The organism is Sulfurimonas sp. ST-27 (genome assembly GCF_048081595.1).
Lineage (GTDB): Bacteria > Campylobacterota > Campylobacteria > Campylobacterales > Sulfurimonadaceae > Sulfurimonas > Sulfurimonas hydrogeniphila.
In genome coordinates this window covers 1,060,428-1,087,353 of record NZ_CP182226.1, presented here as the reverse complement: position 1 = coordinate 1,087,353, position 26,926 = coordinate 1,060,428, and the positions used below count along the sequence as shown (strand labels likewise).

At 37.1% G+C, this 26,926-nt stretch carries 26 protein-coding genes and 1 pseudogene; 6 read left to right on the top strand and 21 right to left on the bottom strand.

Going from position 1 to position 26,926, the window contains the following annotated elements; all coding sequences use genetic code 11:
- A pseudogene (locus ACM66U_RS05730) lies at positions 1-267 on the top strand (hypothetical protein); the annotation flags it as partial.
- 280 nt (positions 268-547) lie between these two features.
- On the opposite strand, the gene ACM66U_RS05725 reads toward ACM66U_RS05730, so the two are convergent.
- The 13 genes from ACM66U_RS05725 to ACM66U_RS05665 all read right to left on the bottom strand — a co-directional run bounded on the left by ACM66U_RS05725 (position 548) and on the right by ACM66U_RS05665 (position 12,699).
- Positions 548-1,801, bottom strand: a complete 1,254-nt coding sequence (locus ACM66U_RS05725) for a hypothetical protein (RefSeq protein ID WP_151900389.1) — start codon at positions 1,799-1,801, stop codon at positions 548-550.
- A 79-nt stretch (positions 1,802-1,880) separates the two neighbouring features.
- Positions 1,881-2,183, bottom strand: a complete 303-nt coding sequence (locus ACM66U_RS05720; RefSeq protein WP_151900390.1) for a hypothetical protein — start codon at positions 2,181-2,183, stop codon at positions 1,881-1,883.
- Positions 2,183-2,581, bottom strand: coding sequence for a chaperone NapD (locus ACM66U_RS05715; protein ID WP_151900391.1), 399 nt, complete (start codon positions 2,579-2,581; stop codon positions 2,183-2,185). Before ACM66U_RS05715 ends, ACM66U_RS05720 begins: the two co-directional genes overlap by 1 nt.
- A 142-nt stretch (positions 2,582-2,723) precedes the next feature.
- Positions 2,724-3,167 carry a PAS domain-containing protein gene (locus ACM66U_RS05710; protein ID WP_151901521.1) on the bottom strand — a complete coding sequence of 148 codons (444 nt, stop codon included), beginning with the start codon at positions 3,165-3,167 and terminating at the stop codon, positions 2,724-2,726.
- A gap of 13 nt (positions 3,168-3,180) precedes the next feature.
- Positions 3,181-4,134 carry a WD40 repeat domain-containing protein gene (locus ACM66U_RS05705; RefSeq protein ID WP_346388721.1) on the bottom strand — a complete coding sequence of 318 codons (954 nt, stop codon included), beginning with the start codon at positions 4,132-4,134 and terminating at the stop codon, positions 3,181-3,183.
- Positions 4,131-4,631 carry a ferredoxin-type protein NapF gene (locus tag ACM66U_RS05700; protein ID WP_151900393.1) on the bottom strand — a complete coding sequence of 167 codons (501 nt, stop codon included), beginning with the start codon at positions 4,629-4,631 and terminating at the stop codon, positions 4,131-4,133. Before ACM66U_RS05700 ends, ACM66U_RS05705 begins: the two co-directional genes overlap by 4 nt.
- An 8-nt stretch (positions 4,632-4,639) precedes the next feature.
- Positions 4,640-5,305, bottom strand: a complete 666-nt coding sequence (locus ACM66U_RS05695; protein ID WP_418641374.1) for a nitrate reductase cytochrome c-type subunit — start codon at positions 5,303-5,305, stop codon at positions 4,640-4,642.
- 1 nt (position 5,306) lies between these two features.
- Positions 5,307-6,137, bottom strand: coding sequence for a quinol dehydrogenase ferredoxin subunit NapH (napH, locus tag ACM66U_RS05690; protein WP_418641404.1), 831 nt, complete (start codon positions 6,135-6,137; stop codon positions 5,307-5,309).
- Positions 6,130-6,927 carry a ferredoxin-type protein NapG gene (gene napG / locus ACM66U_RS05685; protein ID WP_151900396.1) on the bottom strand — a complete coding sequence of 266 codons (798 nt, stop codon included), beginning with the start codon at positions 6,925-6,927 and terminating at the stop codon, positions 6,130-6,132. Before napG ends, napH begins: the two co-directional genes overlap by 8 nt.
- Positions 6,928-6,944: 17 nt before the next feature.
- Entirely contained in the window at positions 6,945-9,794 is a 2,850-nt protein-coding gene (gene napA, locus ACM66U_RS05680; protein WP_418641373.1) for a nitrate reductase catalytic subunit NapA, read from the bottom strand.
- A gap of 176 nt (positions 9,795-9,970) precedes the next feature.
- Positions 9,971-10,798, bottom strand: a complete 828-nt coding sequence (locus tag ACM66U_RS05675; protein WP_151900398.1) for a phosphatidylserine decarboxylase — start codon at positions 10,796-10,798, stop codon at positions 9,971-9,973.
- Entirely contained in the window at positions 10,791-11,867 is a 1,077-nt protein-coding gene (gene truD / locus ACM66U_RS05670; protein WP_418641372.1) for a tRNA pseudouridine(13) synthase TruD, read from the bottom strand. The genes ACM66U_RS05675 and truD overlap by 8 nt, the downstream gene beginning before the upstream one ends.
- A 13-nt stretch (positions 11,868-11,880) precedes the next feature.
- Entirely contained in the window at positions 11,881-12,699 is an 819-nt protein-coding gene (locus ACM66U_RS05665) for a thiamine-phosphate kinase (RefSeq protein ID WP_418641371.1), read from the bottom strand.
- Positions 12,700-12,783: 84 nt separating this feature from the next.
- On the opposite strand from ACM66U_RS05665, the gene ACM66U_RS05660 reads away from it, so the two are divergent.
- From ACM66U_RS05660 to ACM66U_RS05645, 4 genes are all read left to right on the top strand, one after another.
- On the top strand, positions 12,784-13,995 hold the full coding sequence (locus tag ACM66U_RS05660) for a GGDEF domain-containing protein (protein WP_418641370.1): 1,212 nt from the start codon (positions 12,784-12,786) through the stop codon (positions 13,993-13,995).
- A 125-nt stretch (positions 13,996-14,120) separates the two neighbouring features.
- The gene (sdhA, locus tag ACM66U_RS05655) at positions 14,121-15,833 is read left to right on the top strand and encodes a succinate dehydrogenase flavoprotein subunit (protein ID WP_418641369.1); all 1,713 of its coding nucleotides are present in this window, start codon (positions 14,121-14,123) and stop codon (positions 15,831-15,833) included.
- A 9-nt stretch (positions 15,834-15,842) separates the two neighbouring features.
- Positions 15,843-16,823: a succinate dehydrogenase/fumarate reductase iron-sulfur subunit gene (locus ACM66U_RS05650; protein WP_151900403.1), complete on the top strand. Its 981-nt coding sequence runs from the start codon at positions 15,843-15,845 to the stop codon at positions 16,821-16,823.
- 102 nt (positions 16,824-16,925) lie between these two features.
- A complete protein-coding gene (locus ACM66U_RS05645; RefSeq protein WP_151900404.1) occupies positions 16,926-17,807 on the top strand; it encodes a CoB--CoM heterodisulfide reductase iron-sulfur subunit B family protein in 882 nt (293 codons plus the stop codon).
- A 37-nt stretch (positions 17,808-17,844) separates the two neighbouring features.
- Here ACM66U_RS05645 and ACM66U_RS05640 read toward each other — a convergent pair whose 3' ends face one another.
- Positions 17,845-18,246 carry a hemerythrin family protein gene (locus ACM66U_RS05640; RefSeq protein WP_418641368.1) on the bottom strand — a complete coding sequence of 134 codons (402 nt, stop codon included), beginning with the start codon at positions 18,244-18,246 and terminating at the stop codon, positions 17,845-17,847.
- A 132-nt stretch (positions 18,247-18,378) separates the two neighbouring features.
- Here ACM66U_RS05640 and ACM66U_RS05635 point away from each other — a divergent pair, with 132 nt between their 5' ends.
- A complete protein-coding gene (locus ACM66U_RS05635; protein WP_151900406.1) occupies positions 18,379-19,155 on the top strand; it encodes an exodeoxyribonuclease III in 777 nt (258 codons plus the stop codon).
- A 7-nt stretch (positions 19,156-19,162) separates the two neighbouring features.
- Here ACM66U_RS05635 and ACM66U_RS05630 read toward each other — a convergent pair whose 3' ends face one another.
- The 7 genes from ACM66U_RS05630 to aroB all read right to left on the bottom strand — a co-directional run bounded on the left by ACM66U_RS05630 (position 19,163) and on the right by aroB (position 26,873).
- Complete coding sequence (locus tag ACM66U_RS05630) at positions 19,163-19,990, bottom strand: helix-turn-helix domain-containing protein (RefSeq protein ID WP_418641367.1); 828 nt, start codon at positions 19,988-19,990, stop codon at positions 19,163-19,165.
- Positions 19,991-20,097: 107 nt separating this feature from the next.
- Complete coding sequence (gene mog, locus ACM66U_RS05625) at positions 20,098-20,631, bottom strand: molybdopterin adenylyltransferase (protein ID WP_151900408.1); 534 nt, start codon at positions 20,629-20,631, stop codon at positions 20,098-20,100.
- 140 nt (positions 20,632-20,771) lie between these two features.
- A complete protein-coding gene (bioV, locus tag ACM66U_RS05620; protein ID WP_151900409.1) occupies positions 20,772-21,293 on the bottom strand; it encodes a pimelyl-ACP methyl ester esterase BioV in 522 nt (173 codons plus the stop codon).
- Positions 21,280-22,932: an AAA family ATPase gene (locus ACM66U_RS05615; protein ID WP_151900410.1), complete on the bottom strand. Its 1,653-nt coding sequence runs from the start codon at positions 22,930-22,932 to the stop codon at positions 21,280-21,282. Before ACM66U_RS05615 ends, bioV begins: the two co-directional genes overlap by 14 nt.
- The gene (gene mtaB / locus ACM66U_RS05610) at positions 22,919-24,193 is read right to left on the bottom strand and encodes a tRNA (N(6)-L-threonylcarbamoyladenosine(37)-C(2))-methylthiotransferase MtaB (RefSeq protein ID WP_418641366.1); all 1,275 of its coding nucleotides are present in this window, start codon (positions 24,191-24,193) and stop codon (positions 22,919-22,921) included. Before mtaB ends, ACM66U_RS05615 begins: the two co-directional genes overlap by 14 nt.
- Positions 24,193-25,824 carry a mechanosensitive ion channel domain-containing protein gene (locus tag ACM66U_RS05605; RefSeq protein ID WP_418641365.1) on the bottom strand — a complete coding sequence of 544 codons (1,632 nt, stop codon included), beginning with the start codon at positions 25,822-25,824 and terminating at the stop codon, positions 24,193-24,195. The genes mtaB and ACM66U_RS05605 overlap by 1 nt, the downstream gene beginning before the upstream one ends.
- Positions 25,824-26,873: a 3-dehydroquinate synthase gene (aroB, locus tag ACM66U_RS05600; RefSeq protein ID WP_346388708.1), complete on the bottom strand. Its 1,050-nt coding sequence runs from the start codon at positions 26,871-26,873 to the stop codon at positions 25,824-25,826. The genes ACM66U_RS05605 and aroB overlap by 1 nt, the downstream gene beginning before the upstream one ends.
- Between the last annotated feature and the right edge of the window lie 53 nt (positions 26,874-26,926).

The following is a 26,926-nucleotide window of genomic DNA, read 5'->3' as shown; positions in this document are numbered from 1 at the left end:
TCTAAAACAGATCTTCAAATACGGCCGATACATCACAGGCTAGAAACAAGAATCAAGGCCCATATCCTCATTTGCTTTGTGGCATATGCTATATATAAAGAGTTTGAAGTAAAAACAAGGGATTTAAAAAAAGAATATCAAATTTCATATAAAATTTTAAGGGACCTCATTAAACATGTATTTGCTATAAAGTTGGATGATGGTGAAATATTCCCTATGAAACTATCTAAGATTCAACAAAGATTTTATGATGCTTTGCATAGCTGACTTTAAAATTGTTTAAGTTTTTTCAAAAGTGGGTGGCAAATCGTGGAAAACAGGAGTATATTGTTCAAGACGGTGATATTATGCACTTCAGATTTAATGTGTGATGTAAGGAATATATAAACTTTTAAACAAATCAGCCTAGACTAAAGTCTAGGTTCCGAAAAACCTAATCAGTTTTTTCGGAACCCGTACTTTAGTGCGGGCTTTGTGCCTATAAAGACTAGACTGAAACCTGGTTTCTAAAAAACTTAACGCTTAGAGTTAATATGAAATTTGCTTTTTATTTTGTAGCAAATTTATAGTCTAAACCAACCCAGATTTTTTGAATGTCGTTTGTATATCCTGCAACTGTACCTTTTGAATAGTCAGCATACTTTAAAAGACCTGTTAAGTTATTTACTCCAGGAATTTTATTTGTATATACTGCATCAAACTCAGAACCTAAGTCATCGAGCCCACCCATCGTTTTATCCGCTGTAAATGTGTGATAGACTGCAAGCAACTTGCCAAGACCTTTTGCAGTATAGCCTAAACGGACATTAAAGTCTTTTAAACCACCGAGTGGTCCGCTGTTTCCTACATAAAAGACATCCGCCCAACCGTTAAATTTATGATTTGTTCCCAGCATAGGGTTAAAGTTTGTTTTTCCGTCTGTTCCGGTAGTACCACTTAAAAACTCATAATTAACACCGGCTAGAATACCGTTTACATTTGCACCCAAATCCAAATTATAGTAAGAAGCATCTGCTTTTCCGTTACTGTTATGGATTTCCATAGTAGAATCTTTTTGTAAAGCATATTCAGCACGGTAGCTGAGTTTTGCCATACCTGTCTTTACTTTTCCTGTCAATGCAATACCGTAAGTATCATGTGCACCGGCTATCATATAGTCATATGCAGTTACTTTCAGTTCCGGCATTACTTTATATGCAGCATGTACGAGCACACTGTTCGTATCAGCAGTCGGTCCGGCGATTACACCCTGAAAACCATAAACCCACGCAACTAATACTGAAAGATTCTTAATAGAATTATTTGCAACAAAAACTGTATCATAAGAACGTTCGAACTGTCTCCAGCCGACTGTGCCGATAAATCTTTGGTTGTCAAGATTTATTTGACTGCGCCCTACATGTACTGTTGTTTTATCAACACTGTAATTAATTTCAGCATTTGAAATCATTGCCTGTTGAGGGTCCATCACCACTGAATATGGTTTTGTTCCGTCTGTATAAGATGTTCCATTCCAGTTATACTCATGCGAGCCTAAATTATTTACAGAAATCATACCAATACTTGCAGAAAGACCATCTACACCAAGGAGATTCGCTGTTGCTGTTAATTTTGTACGTACAGTATATGCACTCGCATTTGTCGTTGTTGCTTTTCCGTCATCAACACTCTCATAACGAGGACGAATTTGGCCTTTTAGTTTAATATTGTCTAAAATATTAATCCCGTCTGCACTTGCACTTACACTCAATCCACCGATTACTAATGGCAATGCTGCCATTGAAAGTAGTAATTTTTTCATTTCTCTTCCTTTTTTAAATTCACATAAATTATAACTTATATAACTTATGTAATTCTTGATATAAATCAAGTTTTTAGATTTACTCCTTGTTTTCCTGCGCAACAGGTGTAATCGGTTCCCCTCTCTCTTCTTCTATCTTTGCACGGTGTTCTGCCATAAGAACTCTGATTTCATCCATAACAAAAGGAGGCACATTGTCATCTTTTTGCCATTTCACTTCATCAATGTATCCACCATAGTCATCACCGAGTTTTTCAATGTTTTTTTCAAACTCATCCATATCAAAGCAAATTTCACTTCTACCGTCTGCTTCATCTTTAAGTTCTATAAACCATTTTCCGGCATCATCCAGTTTGATAGTAGCTGTAAAAATAACTGCCATTACTCAACTCCGTCAGGATTACTCAGGCTTTTTGCAAACTCTTGCAACTGAGAATCTTTTTTCTTTAAATCCCCATGGTACACGACTCTGTCAATCTCAACATTTTCATCTTTGAGTAGATTTGGCACGGCATCTGATTCATTAATCACTTTTATATTTGCATCGAGTTCATCTTCTGAATATGCCATCTGCATATCAGCCGCAATCACATGAGGAATGGCCTCTATCACTTTCAGTTTTCCAAGCTCTTCACTGACATCTTTACCTTCTATTGTAATGATAATACGGCCTTTTTCATCATGTAAATGATAATCACAAACCTCACACTCTTTTAAACTCTGCACCACTTCATCTAAAAACTTCGGTACTGTCTGTACCACTATACTTGAAACATTCATATTATCTTTTCCTTAATTTTATTTTATAAAATGAAGGAAACCTCCTTCATTCTTTTATTACGATGCCAGAAGTAATTCTGTCATCTACGCTAACGCTATGTTTCCTTCAGCAGGAAGCTCATTGCACTAGTGCAACTACAATTTAACTGTAAATTATTTTTCTTATTCTTTCGTTCTTTTCACTTCTCATTTTATCATATAATCTTTGATATTTTAACTTTGTTGCATAAGAAACGGGACTTCTGAGTGATTTGTATTCAACCAGCTCGCCTTTTTTATAGACACCCGAAACAAGAGCCTCAACCCAGTAAAAACCTCTATCTTTTCTGAGATTTTTTACTACGCCTTTCCACTGTTTTCCGGCTTTTATAGTATTCCACAAATCTTCAAATGTTGCATCCGGCATATCAGGATGCCTCACGATACTGTGGGGTTTACCGATGATTTCATTTTGAGAATATCCGCTTATTTCACAAAATGTTTCATTTGCATAGGTGATTCTCCCTGATAAATCTGTTCTTGAAATTATTAATTCATCTTGGGGAACTTCAGTTTCAACTAAAAATTCACTTTGTGTAAACTCCATCATCTATTACTCCTTATTTGATTTTATAATACCCTACTCTAGGCGAACTGCTGTTTATAAAAAACTCTTTTTCGTTGATAAAATAGATACTGTTGACAATCATTTTATCAGCTTTGTATTTTCCCAAAACCTCTCTTGTCGTTGTATCAAAAAGTTCTACATCGTTGTTTATATCACTGCTGTATGCAGCTGTTTTCCCGCTTGGGCTGAGTCCTACTCCATATACAAAAAAGTGTGACATTTTATAGTAGGCATCGCCGTTTTTCAGATTATACACTCCTACACGTCTGTCCTGTCCTCCTGTTAAAACCACTTCACCTTTAAAATCAATGCTGAAAATATTGTCGACATTGTCTCCATGAAGTGTTTTTACATGCTTGCCCTCCTTGGTGGAAATAAGATGCACATCTCCACTTTCATCCGCAATAGCCACTAATGTTTTGTCATTATTAAGTGCAAAATTGGAAAACTTGGACATAGAAGCCTGTGTTGTCCAGTTTTTCTTTTTTGATTTAATATTATAAGAGATAATGTCATTACTAATTAATGCAATCAATATATTCTCTTTGTCTATAAATTTTGCTTTGATAATGTTGAGTCTGTCATCTCCTGAAATGATTACATGTAAAGCTGAAGAATTGTAAATATGAACTCTGCTGTATCCTCCGTTATCTTGAGAAAGTATCAACAAAGAGCCATTAATCAGATCAATAGAAAATATTTTAGAATCTATTGCATCTCCCATAAAATCTTTAATTTTGTCTAACTTGATTGCCTGTATATTTTTTTTGCTTTTTGTATTAAAAATTTCTATTTTTCCGTCATCAGTAGCACAATAGAGTTTTTGTTTCTTATATAAAACATCTGTTACAAGTCCTGATGAAACCTTATAAATATACTCCGGCTGTATTAAACCTTTTGCATGTATGCCTGAAATGACCATTAGTAGAAAAACAAGATATTTCATTCACTTACCTTCTCAATATCAATAGCATCCGCCGGGCATCTGCTGATACAAAAACCGCAACTTGTGCATTTGCCATTGATTTCAGGCATAAACATTGCCTTAAAATCTATGGCATCTTCCAGACAGGGGTCTTTACATGAAAAACACATAACACCCTGCCAACTCAAACATTTATCCTGATTTATCACAATATCAGCAAAAATTTTCCTTTTGTTTTCAACCAGAAGAACATCACTGGGACAGGCTGTTGCACACTCATCACAATATGTACAGCCTCTTTTGCTAAAATCCAAGTAAGGTGTTCTGTCCTCTCCGATAATAATAATCTGCTCTTGACACAAAGTAGCGCACTGCGCTTCACAGTTTTGACACTCTGTAACAAAAGCATCAGCATCATTAAAATACGGTGGACGTATAATGACTGTTTCATTTTTATTTTTCTCTGCTGCCTCTTTTACAGAGGAAGAGAGAAAGCTAAAAAGCTCTCTTCTTTCCATTTGTTTATTTACTTTTCAGTATCAATATTTTTCATCCACTTGGATTGATCCCAAGATGATTTGGAAGCACCGTTTGGATCTGTATAAACAGGTCTAAAACTGTTTTGGTCAACTAGCATATTTGTTGCTTGAGGTGCATGGCACTGTGTACAGTTAAATCTTCCTGCATACAGATGCTTTTCATCTTTGTCAACTTGTATAGATACATTTGCCTGTGTTTCAGAAGAAGTATTTTTAACCACTTTTCCGTTTTTCAAAATTTTATCACCTTTGACAGAGGTATGCGGTCTAAAATTTGTGAAATGTGAAACAGGAATTGGTGTAGCGCCCATAGATGGTGCCATATCCGGCATATGACACATAAGACACTGATTGTTGTCTTGTGTGACCGGCAACATTCCAGTTGTATCATGTGGTATCATCGGCGGAGCATCCTGATAAGCTCGCTTAAACTTCTTTGAAGTTCCCGGTGCAGCCGAATGATATTCTACTTTAGGCGGAACAACATCTTCTTTTAAAAGATCAGTTGTCCCTCTGTATCCTAACTGACTTTCATCTATTATAGGTTTTACCTGTGTTTTTTCCTGAGGTTTTACCTGTGCATTGTTATTACATCCAACGAGTAATAAAGCTGCAGTTGTAAAACCGATCGTAATCTTTGTTAAAATTTTCATTTTACTCTCCCATTTTTTTATTTTGAATAAAATCTCTTATTGAGAACCTTAAAGCATCATCATCACATACTTCTATACATCTGGCACAATTTGTACACTCTCCTGAGAGTACAGGAAGTGATTCTTTGCCTATCATATGAAGTACTTGTTTTTCTGGACAAACCACTTTACACTTCATACAAAGTGTACAGTTTTCTTCCAGATGATGCACTCTAATAAAACTAAACTTTCCTAAAAGTGAATAAAATCCACCGAGTGGACATATATGACCACACCAACCATTTTTAAGGACAAACAAATCAAAAAGAAATATCATACCGATAGCTGCCCAGCCAAAGCCCATACCAAAGACAAGACCTCTGTGCATCATTGATATTGGCGATACAAATTCAAAAGCTGCTATACCCATAAAGGCCGAAACTATTAAACTAATACCCAAAATCCAATATCTTACATTTCTTGTAATTGGTTGTTTTGTTATTTGCGCTCTATCAATATCAAACACCCTTCTTAAATAATTAGCACTGTCTGTAACCATATTTACAGGACATACCCAGGAGCAAAATGCTCTGCCGCCTATAAAAAAATAAAACAGTGTTACAACAGCAACACCTATAAGTAAATCAGTAGCAACTACGGCACCTGCTGCCACCATCTGCAACACTGCATAAGGATCACTCATCGGAACAATTCCAAATAGTTCGGATGAACTGAGGTTTCCTTCAAGTATCTTCCATCCCCAGGCATTTGCACCGAAAAATAGAATTAATATTCCAATTTGTGTAAATCTTCTTAAAATAAGATATCTATAGTTATTCCATAGTTTACTCATCCAACAAACCTTCCAAACCACTGTTAAGCTTGTCAACCGCTTTTCTTTTACTTACATTTGTTGTAGTATGAATCGCATGAGCATCTTTTAGTCTTGACTCATCTTTTTTATCCCAGCCTTTGATGTAGTGACTGCCGGCTTTCCCCATTGCCACTTCACGAGGCAGTATAAAGATAGCCGGTTTTTCTGTCACACAGGCATGTTCACACATTCCGCAGCCTGTACAGGCATCTGCATGCACCACAGGTTTTAAAAATGCGTGTTTGCCGGTTCTTTCATTTTTAGAATATTCTACCGTTATGGCTTGTCCTAAGATAGGACAAGCTCGATAACATGCATCACATTGAATTCCCCAAAAAGCGATACAGCTGTTTTCATCAATGACTGCCAAACCCATATCAGCAGTATTAATATCCAAATGCCCATTTACGGTCACACTTGATTCATCAAGTGCACCACTTGGACAAACAGGAACACAAGGAATATCTTCACACATATAGCAGGGAATATCCCTTGGAATAAAGTATGGTGTCCCTATAGGTCTGTGATCACCGGGTTTAGCCAGCATCAATGTATCATACGGGCATGCTTCAACACATAATCCGCATTTGATACAGGTTTTGAGAAAATCTTCTTCCTTTATAGCCGCAGGCGGACGCAGTATCAGCGGCGAAGCTTTCGCATCATCAAGATACGCGCTCCATAAAAATCCGCCAATCGCAGCATAGCCAACACCTCTGGCCATATTTAAGATAAATTTTCTTCTGTCGCTGAGTGCTTCTTTTTTCATTGTAAATTCTTTATTGTCTATGCTTTATAAATTTTTACAGCACATTTTTTAAAGTCTGTCTGTTTTGACATAGGACAGGTTTGATCCAATGTTACTTTATTGATAAACACACGCTCATCAAACCACGGAACAAATACCAAAGGTTTTGGCGGTCTGTTACGTCCACGCGTCTCAACACGAGCTCTTACTCTACCACGACGAGATTCAACCCAGCATAAATCATTGTCTTTGAGTCCTCTTTCCTCAGCGGCTTTAGGATTCATATAGACAAGCGCTTCAGGAACAGCACGGTACAACTCAGGCACACGCATCGTCATTGTTCCAGAGTGCCAGTGCTCAAGCACACGTCCTGTACACAACCATAAATCATAATTTTCATCCGGCATTTCCGGCGGATCCATATACGGACGGGCAAAGATTTTTGCTTTGTCTGTTAACGGTTTTTTCTTTTTGTCTTGTACACCTGTTAAATTACCGTGTGGTAATGCTTTGGCAAGTGGACCGTAGAATGCAAATTCACTGCCTCTTCCGTTTTCTTTTGCATGTTTTGCCGCATATGGATCAAATTTTACATTAAATCTCCATGCAGTCTCTTTGCCATTAACAACTGGCCATTTAAGACCACGAACTTTATGGTAGGTAACAAAGTCTGCCAAGTCATGCCCATGACCTCTACCAAATGATGCATATTCTTCCCAAAGGTACTGGTGAATCATAAAGCCGTAGCCTTTGAAAACTTTACCGTCACTTCCGACAACATTTCTTGCATCACCGAGACATTCTGAATTGTCATACCCTTTTTGTGGAAACTGATCCAATGCCAACGGATAGTTTTTCTTCGCTCTTTCATTTGCATATAGAATTTCATACATAGTCGTATCTGGTTTATACCCCATTGCATAGGCTTTTTCTCTTACATCAGGAAGTTTTTTACCGTTTCTCAGTGTATAAGGCCCCCACAGATCATCTACCGTAAATCTTTTTGAAAGCTCTACCCACTGCCAGGTATCACTCATCGCATCACCTACAGGAAGAACCTGTTGTCTCCAGTGCTGTGAACGGCGTTCTGCATTTCCGTATGCACCCCATTTTTCATAAATCATAGCAGACGGCAAAATCAAATCAGATACCATTGCAGATATACCCGGATACCCGTCTGATGTTACGATGAAGTTATCCATCTCACGAGCCGCTTTAATCCAGTGTTTTGCATTGGCACTGTCTTGATATGCATTACACACATTCACCCATGCGAATTTTACAACACCGTCTTCAATATCTCTGTGAATTTTCATAATATGCTGATTTCCGACAGGATTCAGTGTTCCTGCAGGAATATGCCAGCCTTTCTCTGTAATAGCTCTGTGCTTTGGATTTTTTACCATCATATCTGCAGGCAGTCTGTGTGCAAACGTACCGACTTCACGAGCAGTACCACAAGCCGAAGGCTGTCCAGTTAATGAGAATGCTCCAGAGCCAGGACGTGCCTGTTTGTTTAACATAAAGTGAACATTGTATGAAAGTGTATTGTCCCATGTTCCACGTGTATGTTGATTCATACCCATTGTCCAGAAACTGACAACTTTTCTGTCTTTTTCAATGTAAAGCGCTGCCAAATCCTGCAACTTTTTCTTAAAGCTGTCAAGTGATTCTTCAGGATCACCTTTACAAAGTTTTGCCGTATACTCCAATGTATATGGTTCTAAAGATTTTTTATACTCTTCAAAAGAAATTTCCCAGTGTTTTAAAGTACCGGCAGTGTTTTTCATAGTATCACCGGCTTTATAACCATATGGTTCTAACGCAGGACCTTCTAATTCTGAGACAACCTTACTCATCTCTTTATTGTAAATTTCCATCTCTTTTGCATCATATTTTCCGGCACTGCCGTCAGGTCTTACCGGAGTAACAGATTTTTCACCTGCACGTCTGAAACCGTATCCGATATTTACAGGACCTGCTGCAAAGATAATATTTTTCTTGATGAAATCCCAGTCAATGGCTTCTGGATGGTTGTACACAATCTCACGAGCAAGATAGTTCCATAATGCAAGGTCAGTGTTTGGTCTAAAAATAATGTTAAAGTCACCCAAATCGCAGGTACGGTGTGTATAGGTCTGAATATTGACCACTTTTACACGTTCAGGGTCTGAAAGTTTTCTGTCTGTTACACGAGACCATAAAATCGGGTGCATTTCCGCCATGTTTGAACCCCAGGTTACGATTGTATCTGTCAATTCAATATCATCATAACAACCTGATGGCTCATCTATACCGAATGTCTGGTAAAAACCGACAACAGCAGATGCCATACAGTGACGGGCATTCGGGTCAATCGCATTGGATCTGAATCCGCCTTTCATCATTTTTTGGGCAGCATATCCTTCCATAATTGTATACTGTCCAGAAGCAAATACAGCTACCCCTTCAGGACCTTTTTCTTTGAGTGCTTTTCTGATGTTTTTTTCCATCTCATCATACGCTCGTTTCCATGAAACCGGTGCGAATTTCCCTTTTTTGTCAAATTCGCCTTTGTCATTTACACGAAGAAGCGGCTGTGTCAGTCTGTCCGCACCATACATGATTTTCGCATTAAAGTAACCTTTAATACAGTTAAGACCACGATTAACCGGCGCAGCAGGATCCCCTTTGACCGCAACAATTTTTCTATCTTTACCATCTCCCGTAGTTGCGAGCATAATCCCGCAACCGGTACCACAGAAACGACAAGCTGCCTTGTCCCATCTCCAATTATTTTCAGCTTTCGCTGCTGCTGCATTCAGTTCTGCTGGTACAGTCATACCAATAGCTGCTGCTGCAGAAGCTGCCGCTGAACTTTTAAGAAATTCTCTTCTTGAAAGTGACATATTTTCTCCTCACTATTTTTAAAAGTAGTTAAACACTTTACAATGTTCTCAACATATTTACTAACGTTTTTATAATAGCATTGAAAAAATTATAAATGATTGATTTAAATCAAGAATTTAAGAAAAGCAAAAGACATTGATATACATGAGTATATTTGTAACATAAATAAAAAATATTATTTGGAGTTATATTTTGCTATTGTATCTCCAAACTTTACTTTGTCATTTTCTTTGACTAAAAGTTTTAGCATATCTTCTTCGGCCAATATGACAATGGTAGAGCCCATTTCAAAACAGCCAAAATCTTCACCTTTGTCAAGATAAAGGTTTTCAAACTCATACACCTGTTCCTCTTGTACATCTGCATTTGTCTGTATACGCGTCTCAAAACTTATTTTCATAACGCCGACATTCAATGCACTCACAAGGATAATGTAAAAATATTTTCCTTCTTGTGTCTTACACAGCAGCACAACTCTCTCATTTTCTATAAAAAGATTCAAACGTTTTTTCAACGAAGGGATATTAACAGGATAAAATTTTCCCGGAATGTGTACAGCTTTAAGTACCTGCAGATTCATCGGAATATGATACCGATGATAGTCTTTTGGAGAAAGATAAAAATTTACAAATTCTCCGTTATGCACATAATCTTTTTCTGCCTGTGTAAAATTTTTTCCAAGCAAATTATCAGTTTTATAGCGCATGCCTTTGATTTGTAAAGCATAATCGTCAATAAGTCTGCCGCACTCCGTAATCAAAGAATCACAGGGTGCAATAAAATCTTCTGCATTCAAAGAAAATTTTCTTGGCTCTTTGAGTCTTCTTGTAAAGAGCGCGTTCAGACTCTTATAGGTACCCGGGTCATGGAATTCACTCATATCGAGTCCCATCAGTTTTACATAGGAATAGTTTACAATTTTTTGAAACCAGTGCGGAAATTCTTTATTTGCAAATTTACCGAACAGCTGGGATACGGCTGATGTGATATGTCTCTTATTCATTTATTTTCCTTTTGGCAATTTCTTCTATTAAAACTGTGGCATACGAACCTTTAGGGAGTGTGAAGTTCATTTCATACTGTGCTTCGTGTTTGTTGAAACGCCCTTCTATCTCCGTTGGAAAGACCCAGGCATAGCGCCTGGCTCCGTCAGCATTGATTTCATCATCATAGTCTTTTTCAATGTCTCCTGCAATTTCTGTGGCATGGCGTACTTTTTTCCCGCACAAAAGTCCTGTAACAGAGATGTCGCGTGCATTAAATCTTTCTAAATCTTCTTTTGCGCCTTCAAAGTCAAAAAGTCTTCCATGCGGATAGTGTTCCATAACATCACCGCTGATAAGTTTAAAAGGATGCTTCTGATCTTTCATCTTTTTGACTTCTTCGTTTGGCATGTTTAACAAACTCTCGATCTCTTCAGCCTTAAAACTGTTCACAAGCGTATTGATCTCAAGTCTTCTTGAGAGCCAAAGATTAAACAGATGACTCTGATAGGCATTGATAAGGAGACGTTTGACTCTGGGATTACGCTCTCTTGCCTCTCCTTTTGCCAACTTTTCTCCCAGAATATGATTGTCTCCGTCATTTCCGAATCTTTGATACCCGAAAAAATTCGGCAACCCGAATTTTTCTATATTTTTTAATGCTTCATCAATTTTTTCAGCACTTGTAGGATTGACCTTTTTCAGTTTTATATAAAAACGATTGCCTTTTAGATGCCCTATTCTCAACTTGTTGTTATGATAGGTTTTTGAAAGAATTTTTATTCCGTCAAAATTAAAATTTTCCAGCGCTTCTTCATATTTTTTATGCAAAGAGATATACTGCACTGTCATCGCATTTTTATCCTTAAGCCCAGCATAGCCTATTTCTTTGTTTTTTATACCCAGATAACGGGCAATTTGTCCTATCATTTCATTTGTAGAGAGGTTCTTCTTTCTTACCTGCAGTATTAAATGCTCCCCTTCTCCCGAAAATTCATATAAAGGTATCTCCTCAACTACAAAATCACGGGGAGTCTGTTTAAAGTGAAAATCAATACTTGCATGTGCAAGTGAATAAAATCTGTCCATATTTCTCTGTTCCTTAAAAATGATGTGCTTTACATCTGTTTGTATATTTGTTTCTTACAGCTTTTGCAAAAACTGTCAGTTTTGTTCTGGTTTGTCTGGCATACATTTTGACTTTTTTGAGATCCCTTGCATCAAAAGCAATCAGCATTTCATACTCTTCCCCGCTACATGCAATATGCTTAGGTATTTTTTTTATAAACTGCACGCCTGTTTTGTTCAGTGATGCAATTTTACCCAAATCGCTGCATAAACCATCCGATATATCCATACCCGCTTTTAAAACATTTATACTTTTGGTGACAAAATCATTTCTTAATCTGATATGAACAAATTTTGATTTTCTGTGGATTTTCCCCAGGTTTTGCAGTTTTTTCAAATCTTTTGCCGAACGCCCAAGCTCCCCGGTAAAAGCAAAAAGATAATTTTCTCTGACTCTGGTGCGCAAGAGTGGCTTTTTTGTTTTGGAAATAACGGTTACAGTGATATCAAGCTTTGTATTGCTGATTGTATCACCGCCGATAATTTCTATATTGTACTGCTTTGCGACTGATTTAAATCCGTCAGCCAAATCTTTCATTTCTGCTTTTGTCATATTCTTTGGCATTGCAACACTTAACAGTGCATATTTCGGCACAGCATTCATTGCAACCGCATCAGAAATATTTACAAGCATTGCTTTTTGGGCAATTTGGAAACAACTCATCCAGCTGCGTTTAAAATGCACGTTTTCAAAAAATGCATCTTTGGAATAGACAATATTGTCAATCAATGCACCGTCGTCACCAATGTGTTTACTGTTAAATTGTGATATAAAATAATTTTCTAAATTCAATAAGACTTCTTTTTATTAAGCATATATTAATTACTGCCGATATAGAATATAACGCCATTATAACATTATTAGGAAAAACATACTATGAAATATTCTATTAAAAGAATTTTTGAACACTTAAAATTTTATCTGCTTTTTATCTTCTTTTTGGCGTCTTTGGCTGTTTTGCTTACATTTGAAGAACAACTCTCTTTTGATAAAGTCAATAATTTGAACAATCAAAAAAAGATTATTCAAACACTCACACACTTGGATACGGACGATATAGAACTGGCACTTATACAGTTTAACGGAAAAAGCACACAGCTGCATCAAGAAATCGACAAACTGAAAATGCTTTATAAATACAACATTACAGACAGATATATACTGAGAAATGAGAAAGAGTATTTTGATGACTTACAAAGACTTTCTGTACTAACTGACAAATTTAACAATGCGGCACATAAATATTATGTCGGATCAAAAAATAAAAAACTTGCAAAAGAAGCAAAAGCAGAATTAGACAGATCACTGAATGAAATAATACAGCAGATAGATACTATGCTGTTTAAAAGTCTAACCTATAATCAGCAAAAATTTGATATTATAAAAATCCTGGTAATTATGACTTTCTTTCTTATTTTATTTGCAACATTTTGGTACAGAAAAATGCTGACGGCCATTTTACAGGATATTGAGTACCTGTTTCAGGTTGATAAAACTAAAAGCGATTATGAAATTTTTTCACTCGAGGCTGACGCTATTGCACTGAGGATGAACAGAAAAACTGTTGTTCAGAACAACCCCAGCATGCTTGATCCTGTAACAGAAATAAACAACTACAAAGGTCTTGTAAACTCTTATGGAGCAAAAAAAGGACTCAAAGACAGCAACTTTACAGCTGTTACTGTTCTTGAGGTGGATAATTTTTCAAAATCCAACAGAGCCTTTACCCAGGAAGTCACACAGGCAATACTGCGTAAAGTTGCTTACACTGTTTCTTTGCATGAGCAACCCATAGATGTCATCGCGAGAACAGACTACAATCAATTTACAGTCGTTCTTTCACGCTCATCGAAAGAACAGCTTTTCAAAGATATGGAAATAATACGAGAGAGTATTTCTGAACTCAAATTTAATGCACCTGGCCACGGTCCTATACATATAACTGTAACAGGCGGATTTGTCATCAAACCGAACAACACTTCACTTGAAGAGGCAATAAAACAGGCAAAGGAAATTTTAGAATATGCAAAAACAACAGGAAACAATAGAATTTTCCAACTAAGAGACTTAGCCCAAAGAGAGATGTAAAGAGTCACATGTCTCAAATAGTAACAAACACAAACTTCACAAAAACAAATACTGCATTTAACCTAGCCTAAGACTATTCACGCTATAATCAGCATTATTTTAGTTCTTTATTGAAGGATGGGTTAATGAGTATTCCTATTTATACTTACGATGCGATTATAGTTGGTGCAGGCCTTGCAGGATGTGCAGCAGCAAGAGAATTGCAAAATGCAGGAAAAAAAGTTGCTGTTATAACAAAGGTACATCCTTTGAGAAGTCACTCCGGTGCAGCTCAAGGTGGAATCAACGCAGCATTTAGTGATGAAGACAGTGTTGAACTTCATGAATTTGACACTGTAAAAGGATCTGACTATCTGGCAGACCAGGACGCCGTAGAATTTATGTGTAAAAATGCACCTGAAACAATCAGATGGGCAGAGAGAATGGGTGCTGCTTTTAGCAGAAAACCTGACGGTAAAATTGCACAGCGCCCTTTTGGAGGACAATCATCACCTCGTGCATGTTTTGCAAAAGACAGAACAGGGTTAACACTTTTACAAACAGTATATGAACAGGCGTATCGTGTCGGTGTAAAATTTTGGGATGAATGGTATGCAGCTGATATCATCTATAAAGACGGCAAAGTATCAGGTGTCGTTGCCTATAATATTCGTGATATGCAAATGGCTGTTTTTAATGCAAAAACTGTCATGTTTGCAACAGGCGGGTATGCCCGTGCCTATAAAATCAACTCAAATGCCCATGCAAATACAGGTGACGGACTCTCAATTGTAGCCCGTCACGGTCTTCCTCTTGAAGATATGGAATTTGTTCAGTTTCACCCATCAGGACTTTCCGGAAACGGTGTTTTAATTTCTGAAGCAGCTCGTGGTGAGGGTGGCCGTCTTTATAACTCCAAAGGCGAACGATTTATGGAGAAATATGCTCCAAACGCTCTTGAACTTGCATCACGTGATGTTGTTGCGCGTGCAATTTTAAATGAGATCAGAGAAGGCCGTGGTGTCGGACCGAGAAAAGATGCTGTATATCTTGACGTAACACATCTTGGGAAAGAACTTATTATGAATAAACTTCCTGAACTTCGTGAACTTGCGATGACATTTTTAGGCCTTGATATGATAAAAGAGCCTATTTTGATTTCTGCTACGGCACACTACTCTATGGGTGGTATTCCTGTAGATATTGACGGACATGCCCGTAAAAACAATGAAGAATTTATAGAAGGTTTTTATGCCGCAGGTGAGTGCTCTTGTGTATCAGTACACGGTGCAAACCGCCTGGGTGCAAATTCTGTGCTTGAAGCCCTTCTCTTTGGTCGTTTTGTCGGTAAAACAATGGTACGGGATGTAGATACTATTGAACTTCGCAAAGCAAGTGAAGAGGATGCGGCGACAGCACTCAAAGAAATTGAATTTTTACTCAATAATAACGGAAATGAAAGCGTGCCTGCCCTAAGAGAAGAGCTGCAACAGTGTATGACTGCAAATGCAGGTGCATTTAGAAGCAAAGAGACTTTGCAAATCGCAATTGACACAGTAAAAGAACTTCGTAAAAGATTTAAAAATGTACGTATAAAAGACAAATCAAAAGTATTTAACACCGAACTGCAGGAAGCTTTGGAGTTTGGGCATATGCTTGACTACTCTTTGTTTATTGTTGAGAGTGCTATTGCCAGAGAAGAGAGTCGCGGTGCACACTACAGAGAAGATTTTGAAAAACGTGATGATGAAAACTTTCTAAAACACACTATGGCATATATGGATGAGAATGGGAACATTACATTGGATTATATGGATGTTGTTCTTGGCAAACATGAACTCAAAGAAAGAAATTACTAAGGATAACTTATGAGTACAGAACATAAAATAACTACGCAAAAAGTAAACTTCAAAGTATTTCGCTTTAATGCTGATGAAGACTACCTTCCATATTATGAAAATTACGATATGGAAGTGACTTCTGAAGAAGTTGTATTGGATATACTAAACAGAATAAAATGGGATCATGACGGAAGTTTTTCATACAGAAGAAGCTGCCGTCACGGTATCTGCGGAACCTGTGCCATAAAAGTAAACGGAAGATCGACCCTTGCCTGTAAAGAGAGCATGAATGATATGGTAGAACTTTTTGGCAATGAGCTTGTTATTGAACCGTTGAGTAAAAAAAGAGCTGTCAAAGACATGATTATAGACAAAGGTGACTTCTGGGAAAAACACGCTGCTGTCACACCATACCTTGTTGCAGATATTGATGAAAATCCGGAGTCTGAAAACCTTGTATCACCTGAAGATGCCGAAAAACTTGACGAAGCAGATCTTTGTATCCAATGCGGTGCCTGTCACTATGCCTGTCCTGCCGTTGAAATCAATGAAGATTTCTTCGGTCCTGCCGCTTTTGCAGCAGCATATCGCTTCAGTGCCGATGTACGGGACAACTCAACATCAAGACTCGCAGATGTCAATGAAGAAAAACAGGGTGTCTGGGACTGTGTAAAATGTTTTGAATGTGCCGAAGCCTGTCCAAAAGAGATTAATCCTATTGGTAAAATTACAAAACTGCACCAAATGGCTTTCCAGGAAGGTATTGCCAAAAACAATGTTGCAGTTCGTCATGCCGTCGGCTTTAAAAAGTCAATTATGAAAAACGGTGTACTTGATGAGGGTGGACTTGTCCTCTACTCTGAAGGTCCGGCAATTGTTAAACATATACCTGTTGCATTTAAAATGTTTACAAAAGGTAAAATTGTTCCGCCGTGGGGTATCACAAAATCCCAAAATCTTGATGAGATTCAAAAACTTGTAAAATCTTCATCAACTGTAAAGTTTTAGGAGTGTAGCTAAAAGCTACTTTTTTACTAATAGTAAAAAACTTTAGTGATTGAATATTTATTGGACTTTGTTCAATAAATGTGAGAATGTAAGGAAATATAAATGGAAAAACTAAAATACGCACTTTTTACAGGATGTACTGCAAAACAAAGTACTCCTGAACAAATGATGTCAACTATGGCAGTTGCTGAAAAACTGGGAATAGAACTTGTGGAACTGACTGAGGCTTCATGTTGTGGCGCATCCCATCTTCAGGATTATGATGACTTTTTATCTTTGGTTTTAAATGCCAGAAACATTGCCTATGCTGAAAAACACGGGCTTACAATGGTTACTATCTGTAATACCTGTCAGCTCAATACAGCAATGACAAAACACAGACTTGACAACAACGAAGAGCTCAAAGCAAAAGTCAATGAAAAACTTGCAGAAGTAGGTCTCGAGTATAAAGGTACTTCTGATGTTACACACTTTTTATATGCAATTATTGATGATTTTGGACTTGATAAACTCAAAGAGATGGTTGTTACACCGCTAAGTCAGTTTAATATTGCACCATTTTACGGTTGCCATAATATCCGCCCTTCAGAATTGCAAAACGAAACACATAAAACTGCTGAAAACCCTTATAATCCTACTTCACTTGATGACTTAATCATTGCCTGTGGCGGGGAGACTGTCGATTATGATGAAAAAAACAAATGCTGTGGTTTTCATGTTGAATTGCAGGCACCCCATACTGCAGCAGTTTTAACAGGAAATGCTATTGCCGGTGCGATGGATGGCAATGCCGACTGGATGGTAACACCATGTCCGCTTTGTCACCTTAAACTTGATACGCAGACTGCACATGCAAGTGAAGCGATCGGTCGTGAAGTAGAACTTCCTGTACTGCATATGCAGCAAATGGTTGGACTTGCACTTGGTTGTACTCCGGCTGAACTTGGTCTCAACCATCACTTGGCAAAAGTAGACTTTGTTTAAAAAAATTTCCTAAACTGCCTGGTTTAGGAAATTTACATTACATTGTATCACCGATATGCATTGCAGTCTCAGAATCCCATCGTGCTACATGTAAAACAATCCAGTGTTTGAATTCCTCTTCCAAAAAAGTCTGTATTGCCTGAGGGTCTTTGTTTTCATTCCACTCTTCTAACAAATCTTTTATTTTTCCTCTCATTGTGTCATGTTCGCTCTTATGCATTTGCATTGCATAAAAGTTACTCTCTTCCATCATATCTTCTTCTGTTGTGAAGTGGTCCTCAACATCAAACAAAACAACCTGAAAAAGTTCATCTATTTTTTTAATATCTTTGGCAAGTACCGCATCGTGAAAATTATTAATTATTTCTATCTCTTCTTCATGCAAAATATTCATCATTGCATTTGATACCTGTAGTACATCTTTTGATTCTATTAACATTTTAATCCCTTTTACTTTTATAAAAAAATATTATAACATTAGAGTATTCTTGTCAGATTGATTTACATCAACTTTTTTCTATTGTACTCTCAGACTTGTGCTATAATTTTGAAAAAAAAGTACAGGTCTTATATGTCAGATTCAATAGAAATAATATCATGGAATGTTAACGGAATACGTGCTGTAGCTAACAAAGAAGCGCTTAAATGGATAGATGAAAGAAGCACAGATATTTTATGCCTGCAAGAGATAAAAGCACAAAAAGAGCAAATTCCAGACAATCTGTTTGAAAAAGAGTTCACAGAAGTTGTCATTAATTCCGGAGAACGAAAAGGGTACAGCGGAACAGCCACTTTTAGTATGCTAAAGAGTGATTATACCTCACCATGTAATGACATTGATACAAAGCATGAAGGACGTATCATTGAGACACATTATGGAGATATCGTTCTTTTTAATGTTTATTTTCCAAACGGTCAGAAGGATGAAGAGCGTCTTGCCTATAAGATGAAATTTTATGATGATTTTTTAGCCTATTGTGAAAAGCTCAAAGATGAGGGAAAAAGTATTATTGTATGTGGAGATGTAAATACCGCACACCGTGAAATAGATTTGAAAAATCCGAAAGCAAATGCCAAGACATCCGGTTTTCTCCCAATAGAAAGAGAATGGATAGACAAATTTTTAGATCATGGATATATAGATACATTCAGATATGTCCATGGAGACAAAACAGACGCATACAGCTGGTGGTCCTACCGTTCCAATGCAAGAGTAAAAAATGTCGGCTGGCGCATTGATTATTTTTTCATATCTGAAGATTTGGCGGAAAATCTTGAAGATGCTTTTATTTTGGATTATATAGAAGGTTCAGACCACTGTCCTGTAGGCATTAAAATTGTTTTTTAATCATTGATCAGACTTCTGAAACTTTTAACTGATATACATTGAGTGTGTGTTTTTTATTTATATCTTCAAAAGTCTGACTGGGAGACAGGCCGACTATATTATGAAAGACTTTGTTTAAATGTGCATTGTCGTTATATATGTACTGGGTGTCATTGAATTTCTTTCCATCAGAAATATATTCCATAAAGATCTGATAAAACTTACAGACAAAAATAAATTTTTTGGGAGAAAGACCAATGAATTTTTTAAACTGACGCTCTATAGTACGCCGGCTGCAGGCAAACTCCTGTGCCAACTCTTCTACAGTCACTTCATAATTATACTCTTCAATTCTCTCCAAAATATCCTCTATAAATTCTCTAGAATTATTTTGGTCATTATACATTTGTAAAAAAGCATCATCCAGATAACAAATATCCTGCTCCATACTTTTATGCATATAGAGTTTGGAAAAGTATTTATTGATCACTGTGGTTTCAAGAGGAAGATAGTGGTTATAAAGAGAAGCAGCATCTTTTTTAAATAACTTATAGAAACCTATTGGCAAAAGTTCAGCGAGTATCATAACAGCAGGTTCAACCTGCGGAATGTTTTCTAAGTCCAAAATGCTTTTTTGGGATTTAGCCGTTTTTATACTTGCAAAATAACCTTCCGGAATCTGATATTTTTTATTATTAAGAAGTGAGTAGCCGGTAATACCTCTGTTAAAAACTATAAAGTTCCCGCCATTTGGCAGAAAAAGCATATCAGAGAGTAAAGTAAAATCATATATAACAACATAGCACTTAATTATGCTGCTGAGTTTGATATCTGGTAAAAATACTTCATACTTCATATATCACCAATTGGATTTTATTTAACCCATTGTATCAGAAGTAGGAAGGTTTTTACTTGTACTTATACGACATAATAATTATTATTAAACAATAATTTATATATTCTTTACTTTGATTTAGGTCTAAATGCCTTTATAACATCCTCGTTTGTTTCTATAAACGGACCTTCAATAAGATCTATACAATAGGGAACGGCAGGAAAAACCGCATCAAGACACTCTCTGATTGATTTTGGTTTTCCCGGTAAATTAATAATTAAACTTTTACCTCTGATTCCTGCTGTTTGACGAGAAAGTATAGCTGTTGGAACATACTGCAAACTTACCTGACGCATCAGTTCACCAAAACCCGGCATCATCTTCTCACATACATTTTCAGTCGCTTCGGGTGTCACATCACGAAGTGCCGGACCTGTTCCGCCGGTTGTCACAACCAGGCAGCATCCTGCATCATCACACAACTCTTTCATTGTTGCTTCAAGCACATCCTGCTCATCGGGAATACATCTGTAAACTATTTCAAATTCACTTTTTAAATACTCTTTCATCGTGTCTTGAATAGCCACTCCGCTTATATCCTCATAAATTCCTTTACTTGCTCTGTCACTTGCAGTTATTACACCTATTTTTATTTCACTCATATTTTTTTCCTTTTTATTTTAATAATCAATATTCACTCTTTTATTTCACGGAGCTAGTATATAAATGCCTAAAGCGTAGAGGCTCAGACCAACGGGAGGATTTGCCCTCGGAGTTTTAGGCATTTATATACGGTAAAATTTCATGAAACCTGCAAAAAGTGATTTGCCTCTTTTATGTATGTAACCGTTGCCACATCCAGAAAAAATTCTTTGGCACTCTTCGTATCAACTATCTGGTCTTTTCCACCTAAATAGACTTCAATTGTTACCCCTTTACCTGCCAGTGTATATAATTTCTGTATATCCCATTCATAGTTTAAAAGTTCATCCAGCTCTTCCAATACTGTCACACTGCGTTCTACTTCTTTTCTCTCATATGGCAAAAAACAGGCATTTATAAACTGTTGCAAATAGACGTTTTCATTTTTCCTGTATGCCATCAGCTGCAGTTTCTTAAACTTTTCATTTTTACTTTGAAAAAAAGCCGGTGAAAAAAGCTGTAAAGTATCTACTCTTTTCCCCTCTTCCAAAGCTTTACATGTAAACTCAAAAGCTTTTATCGCTCCGTAACTGAAACCGCTTACGGTAAAATCACTTTTATACATGTAAGGGTCAAAAAAGTATTTTTCATTTTTTAAAGAAAATCCGCTAAAAAACTTCATTTAAATACTCTTTTACTTCGGTTTTACTAATACTTTCACGTTCCAAAAGAACATATTCGATTTTTTCAAGCACTTTCAAAAGAGATTCAAGTAATACACGGCTCTCTTCGTAAAGCCTTTTAAGCAGGAGTTCCTGCTCTTTTTCATCCGGCAGTAATGACGAGCACATACCATACTCTTCACACATTTTTTTCACAAGTTTTTTTGCTTCATCCAGATCATCTTTGGCACTGCTTGCATGCTCATTGTACTTTATGTCACAGGCAGCTATTCCGGCTAAAAGCATTTTCACCCGAGATTCAAGTTCCTGTTTTATAAACGGCTCATCCGTAGCAGGTGTCAGCTTTTCGTTTGAAAGCATCAGTTTTTCAAAAGCTATATCATAATAGGTTGCCAGCACTACCTTTCCGGCCTGATAGGTTGCCCGGAATGCTTTTTGTCTTTCATTGAGCATTTGAAGTTTTTTCTTTCCAAACATCACTTTGTCTTTTACCTGCTCAAAATGTTCCAAAGTAACATGAAAATCATTCTGTCTCAAAGCCAACAAAGCCGCCTCATTCACAAGTGCTGCCAGTGCGGCACCGTTAAATCCCACAGTCATATTTGCTATTGTTTTGACATCCAGCTCATGCGGTACTTTTTCCAGATACTTCATCAAAATCGCTTCACGTTCTCGTTTGGTCGGAAGTTCTACAAAAATCCGTCTGTCAAAACGTCCTGCACGCAGCAGTGCCGAGTCTAAAACATCTATTTTGTTAGTCGCAGCAATAACAATCACTCCGCTTGAGCCTTCAAATCCGTCCATTTCAGTCAAAAGCTGATTCAGAGTTGCTTCTCTTTCATCATTTCTGTTGCCGTCTCTCTTTTTTCCTACGGCGTCGATTTCATCTATAAATATAATAGAAGGTGCATTTTTTTTCGCTGCTGCAAAAAGTTCATGCACACGTTTAGCCCCCATACCGACATAAATCTGCACAAATGATGCCCCGCTCTGATAATAAAAAGGCACACCCGCTTCATGCGCAACCGCTTTTGCTATCATCGTTTTTCCAACACCGGGAGGTCCTATTAAAAGCACTCCTTTTGGCATACGCGCACCAAAACTTTTGTATCGCTTTGGATTTTTCATGAAATCTATAATCTCTTCAAGTTCCACTTTAACATCGCTGATACCGCCTATATCATCAAAACTCACATCACTTTTTATCGCTTCAATGTGAGTATTTCCCTCAGAAGAAGAAAGATTTGTATCATTTTTGAGTTCATTTGCAGTAAAAATTTCTCTGAATGATTTTTTTTGCCATTTTCTAAAAGCTAAAGAACCAAGTCCCAAAACCAGTATAAACAGTAACAGATAAAGCAATATATTTGATTCATTGTCAACTTCCACTTTATAATCAGCAAACATATTAGGTGTTACCTGTGAAAAAGGGATTTTATAATATCCTTTTTTTGTTTTTAGGTAAACATATTGTTTCGTAGCAACAACCTTTTCAACATTATGGTTTTGCAACAGTTCTTTGGCCTGTTTCAGGGTTATGGCATCAGCATTGTCCCGAAGCAGAGCAAATAAAATTAATATTATAATAATAAAGGCCGATACATAAATCGCAATTCTGTTTGTTTTAGATTCTGGCATAATTGAAGTCCTTTTTTACTTCATAGTTGGTAACAGTAATCCAGTTTCCAACCAGATCTTCTTGAGACTCTACAACAATTTTATTAAAATGCTGATCAAGCCCGTGATAGAATCCTTCTTTACAAGACTCTATCAGCACCTCAAGCTCCCCCCTGTAAGCCTTTCTGAAATCAAAATTTTTCTGTTGAATCAACTCTTGCAATTCGTGCAGTCTCTCTTTTGCTGTTTTGCCGTTTACCTCCGGCTTCATAGTGGCAGAAGGTGTGCCATCACGCTTTGAATAGGTAAAAGCATGAATGTGTGTCAAAGGCAAATCTCTTGCATTTTGCATAGCTTCTCGCCATAAATCTTCACTCTCCCCCGGATGCCCTGTTATAAAATCTGTGCCTATTGCGTATCCCTTTTCTGCCAGAAGTTCAAACAATGCTTTATCCTGCTTGTAAACATTTCTTCTGTTCATCAGTTTTAACATTTTTGGCGAGGTGTGTTGCAAAGCAATGTGCATATGCTTTTCCATCCACGGCTCATCCAAAATCTCTTTAAATTCATCTGTAATCTGAACAGGTTCAACACTGCCAAGACGTATGCGTCTGACACCACGAATTTGAGACATTTTTTTCATAAGTTTTGCCAAAGATGTTTTTGTATCCTGCCCGTAACTGCCGACATTCGTACCGGTTAGGATAAATTCGCCGAAACCGTTCAGGGCAAGTCTTGCGACCTGCTCTAAAATTCTATTTTCATCCATACTTCTGGCATCACCTCGTACATAGGGAATGATACAGTAAGAACAGCGAAAATTACATCCCTCCTGTATTTTTATAAAAGCTCTGCTTTTGCCTACAAACTCATCCACAACCATATCGTCTATATGGTTCAGATCACCCGGTTCGTAAAAGGGTTTTTCTTTTGCCAAAAGTGCATCTATCTTCTGCTTTTCACTCTGACCGAAAACTCCGTGGATACGGTTCTCTGTTAAAAGAGACTCTCCCTTGGTATGGGCACCGCAACCGGTTAGAAAAAGCTTTGCACCATTGTTGTTTTTTTCTACCTGTGAAATATAGGAACGCACATGGGTATCGGCACCATTGGTAACCGTGCAGGAGTTTATAACGATGACATCGGCTTCTGCTTCATTTTGGGTTATTTCATACTCTTTTAATGAACTCATCATAACCTGAGAATCATAAAGATTTGTTCGGCAGCCAAATGTTTTAAAATATACTTTTTTTGCCCCGCGGACATTTTTTTTACTCTGCATTAGACTATTTCTCCGTTATGTGCACTCGGTGATTCACTCTGCATAGATACATGTAACTTCTGTGTAGGATACGCTATCGTAATATCATCCGCTTCCCTGAATGCATCCAAAATTTCTGTTGAGATGACACTTCTGAGCGTTAAAGTAGCATAGGCATTGGTAAGATACCAGGCTTCTATATCTATCCCGTTTGCTTCTATAAACGAATAAATTCTCGGCTCGACATTTGTGTTTTTCAAATTATAATGCTGTCTGAGTTTGTTAAGCTGTTTTCTTGTAATATCCGTATAACCCTTAGAAAATTTCTTAGTGATTTCTTTGACTATATGCATAGCTTTCTTATGGTTGGAGTCAAAGGTAATCGTAATCTTTACACCATCCCAAACCGTCTTGAGCGAATTATGTGTATAGTTTGCAATCATCTGGGTAAAAATATAGTTGTTCGGTATAAATATAATACGGCCTGCTCTTCTGTTGTGCATGATGGATGTCAAAGTTATATCTTCCAAAATCGTCATACGAAGGAGCGAAATATCTAAAACATCGCCGACATATTTCATCCCTCCCATATCTACACGGATTCTGTCCCCTACATGTATACTTCCGCCAAAGACGATAACAAGCCAGCCCAGCATCGACATGAACCAGTCTTTCATCGCAATGGCTATACCTGCTGAAGCAAATCCAAGGATTGTTACAAGGTAGGAAGCGTTTTCTATATAGTTAAAAAACAGAATCAAAATTATAATGATGAAATTTGTAAATGTGATGATTTTGTTTGCCATATAAAAACGTTCGTTGTCTGTGATATATTTCTTGACAACCAGCTTTAAAAGAAAAAATATAAAAAATACGAACAGTATTGCCATGCCTATTTTTATCAGTCTGTAAACCTGTTTTTCAATGCCTTTGTTGATGTTTATCTCTGCAATATCCAGGCGTTTTTGATAGACATTCATTGTTACATTCATAGTATCAAGTGCCTGTTCAAACATCTCAAGCTGTGCAAGTTTGTTTCTGTATATCTGAGCATATTTTTTGTTTTTCGGCTGCAGCTGCAGAATTTTTTTATAAATCTTTTTCTCTTGTTTTAATTTGCTGATCAAATCTATCAGACTTTCTCTTTTTTTCTTGTACTCTTCAAGATTAGCATTGAGTGTTTTTATCATAGACAGACCGGTAAGAATATCAAAAGGATTGTTTACTTCCGGTACTTTGTCGATATTTGGCGGCGTTATCAGTTCTGAAAACGGTGCAGAACTGTTGGTGCCTTTTAATTTTTCAATCTGTGAAGCCAAAATATTTTCTTTGGATATCAAGGCGATAAGTTCATCTTTGTCGGCGTCTGTTTTAGCATGTTTTGCAAGATACCTGATTCTTTTTTTAATGGCATCAAGATTATGTTTCACATCCATAGATGTCAGGTAGGAAGAGTAACTTTTCATCCACATGTTTTCATCAGATATATCCAACTCTATGGTGTTTATCTGCTGTTCATATGCTTTTGTCTGTTCAAGTGCAAGTGCTTCTTCTTTTGTTATATCTGTGGCATTTTGTTCAACAGAAATATCTGCCTGCAACAAAGAAGAAAAAAGTATACTAACAGTAAAAATGAAAGACTTTAACAGCATCAGTTGTTTCCAAATGTACGAAGAACACTGAGAATCAACTCTTTATCAACTTCATCTGTAATTTTTACGCCACCAATACCTACGGGGATGATAAACGTTACAGAAGCATCCAGACTTTTTTTATCCAGGAAGAATGTTTCATAAAAACTGTTGACATCTTCGATGGTATAAGAAGTCGGCAAATCATACTTTTGTAAAAGCTCTTTTACCCTCTGTGCCTCCTGTGGCGTCATCAGGTTCATAGCCACAGCAACTTCGTTCGCCATCACCATACCGATGGCTACTGCTTCACCATGCAAATAGGTTTTGTATTTTGTTTCGTTTTCAATGACATGCCCAAATGTATGCCCGTAATTCAGGGCAGCTCTCAGTCCATGCTCTTTTTCGTCTTTGGCGACAACATCTGCTTTTGTCTGTACAGCCTGTTTGATGGCTTCTTGCAAAACTTCTTTATCGTGCAGATCTGCTGTTTCTAAAAATTCAAAGAAATTTCTGTTAAAGGTTACTGCCATTTTGATAATCTCGGCAACACCGGCTCCAAATTCCCGTTTGGGAAGTGTCGATAAAAAATGAGGGTCAATATAGACAGCTTTGGGCTGATGAAAAGCACCTATTAGATTTTTTCCGTACTTGTTATTTATACCTGTTTTTCCGCCTACACTGGCATCTACCTGAGAAAGCAGTGTTGTAGGTACCTGCACAAAATCAATACCGCGCTGGTATATACTTGCCGTATATCCTGTCATATCTCCTATAACGCCGCCTCCAAAAGCAATAAGCATTGATTTTCTGTTAAAACGGTGGTTAAACAAAGACTCCAATATCAAGTCAACAGAATCCTGGTTTTTATACTCTTCTCCGTCAGGTACTGTAATAATATAAAGTTCTTTTGCTGATATTTTTGAAAGGAAGTATGCCAGATGAAGTCCGGCCACTTTCGGGTTGGTAATAATAGCTACTTTTTTATCAAAATGAACTTTTTTAATCGTATCTATAGTAATGTCATATGAGTTGTCAACTGTTTGTTTTAAAGGGATGTTTACCTGCATTGTCTATCCAAAATTATAATATGCTAGATAATACTTAACTTTTGCTAAAAAAG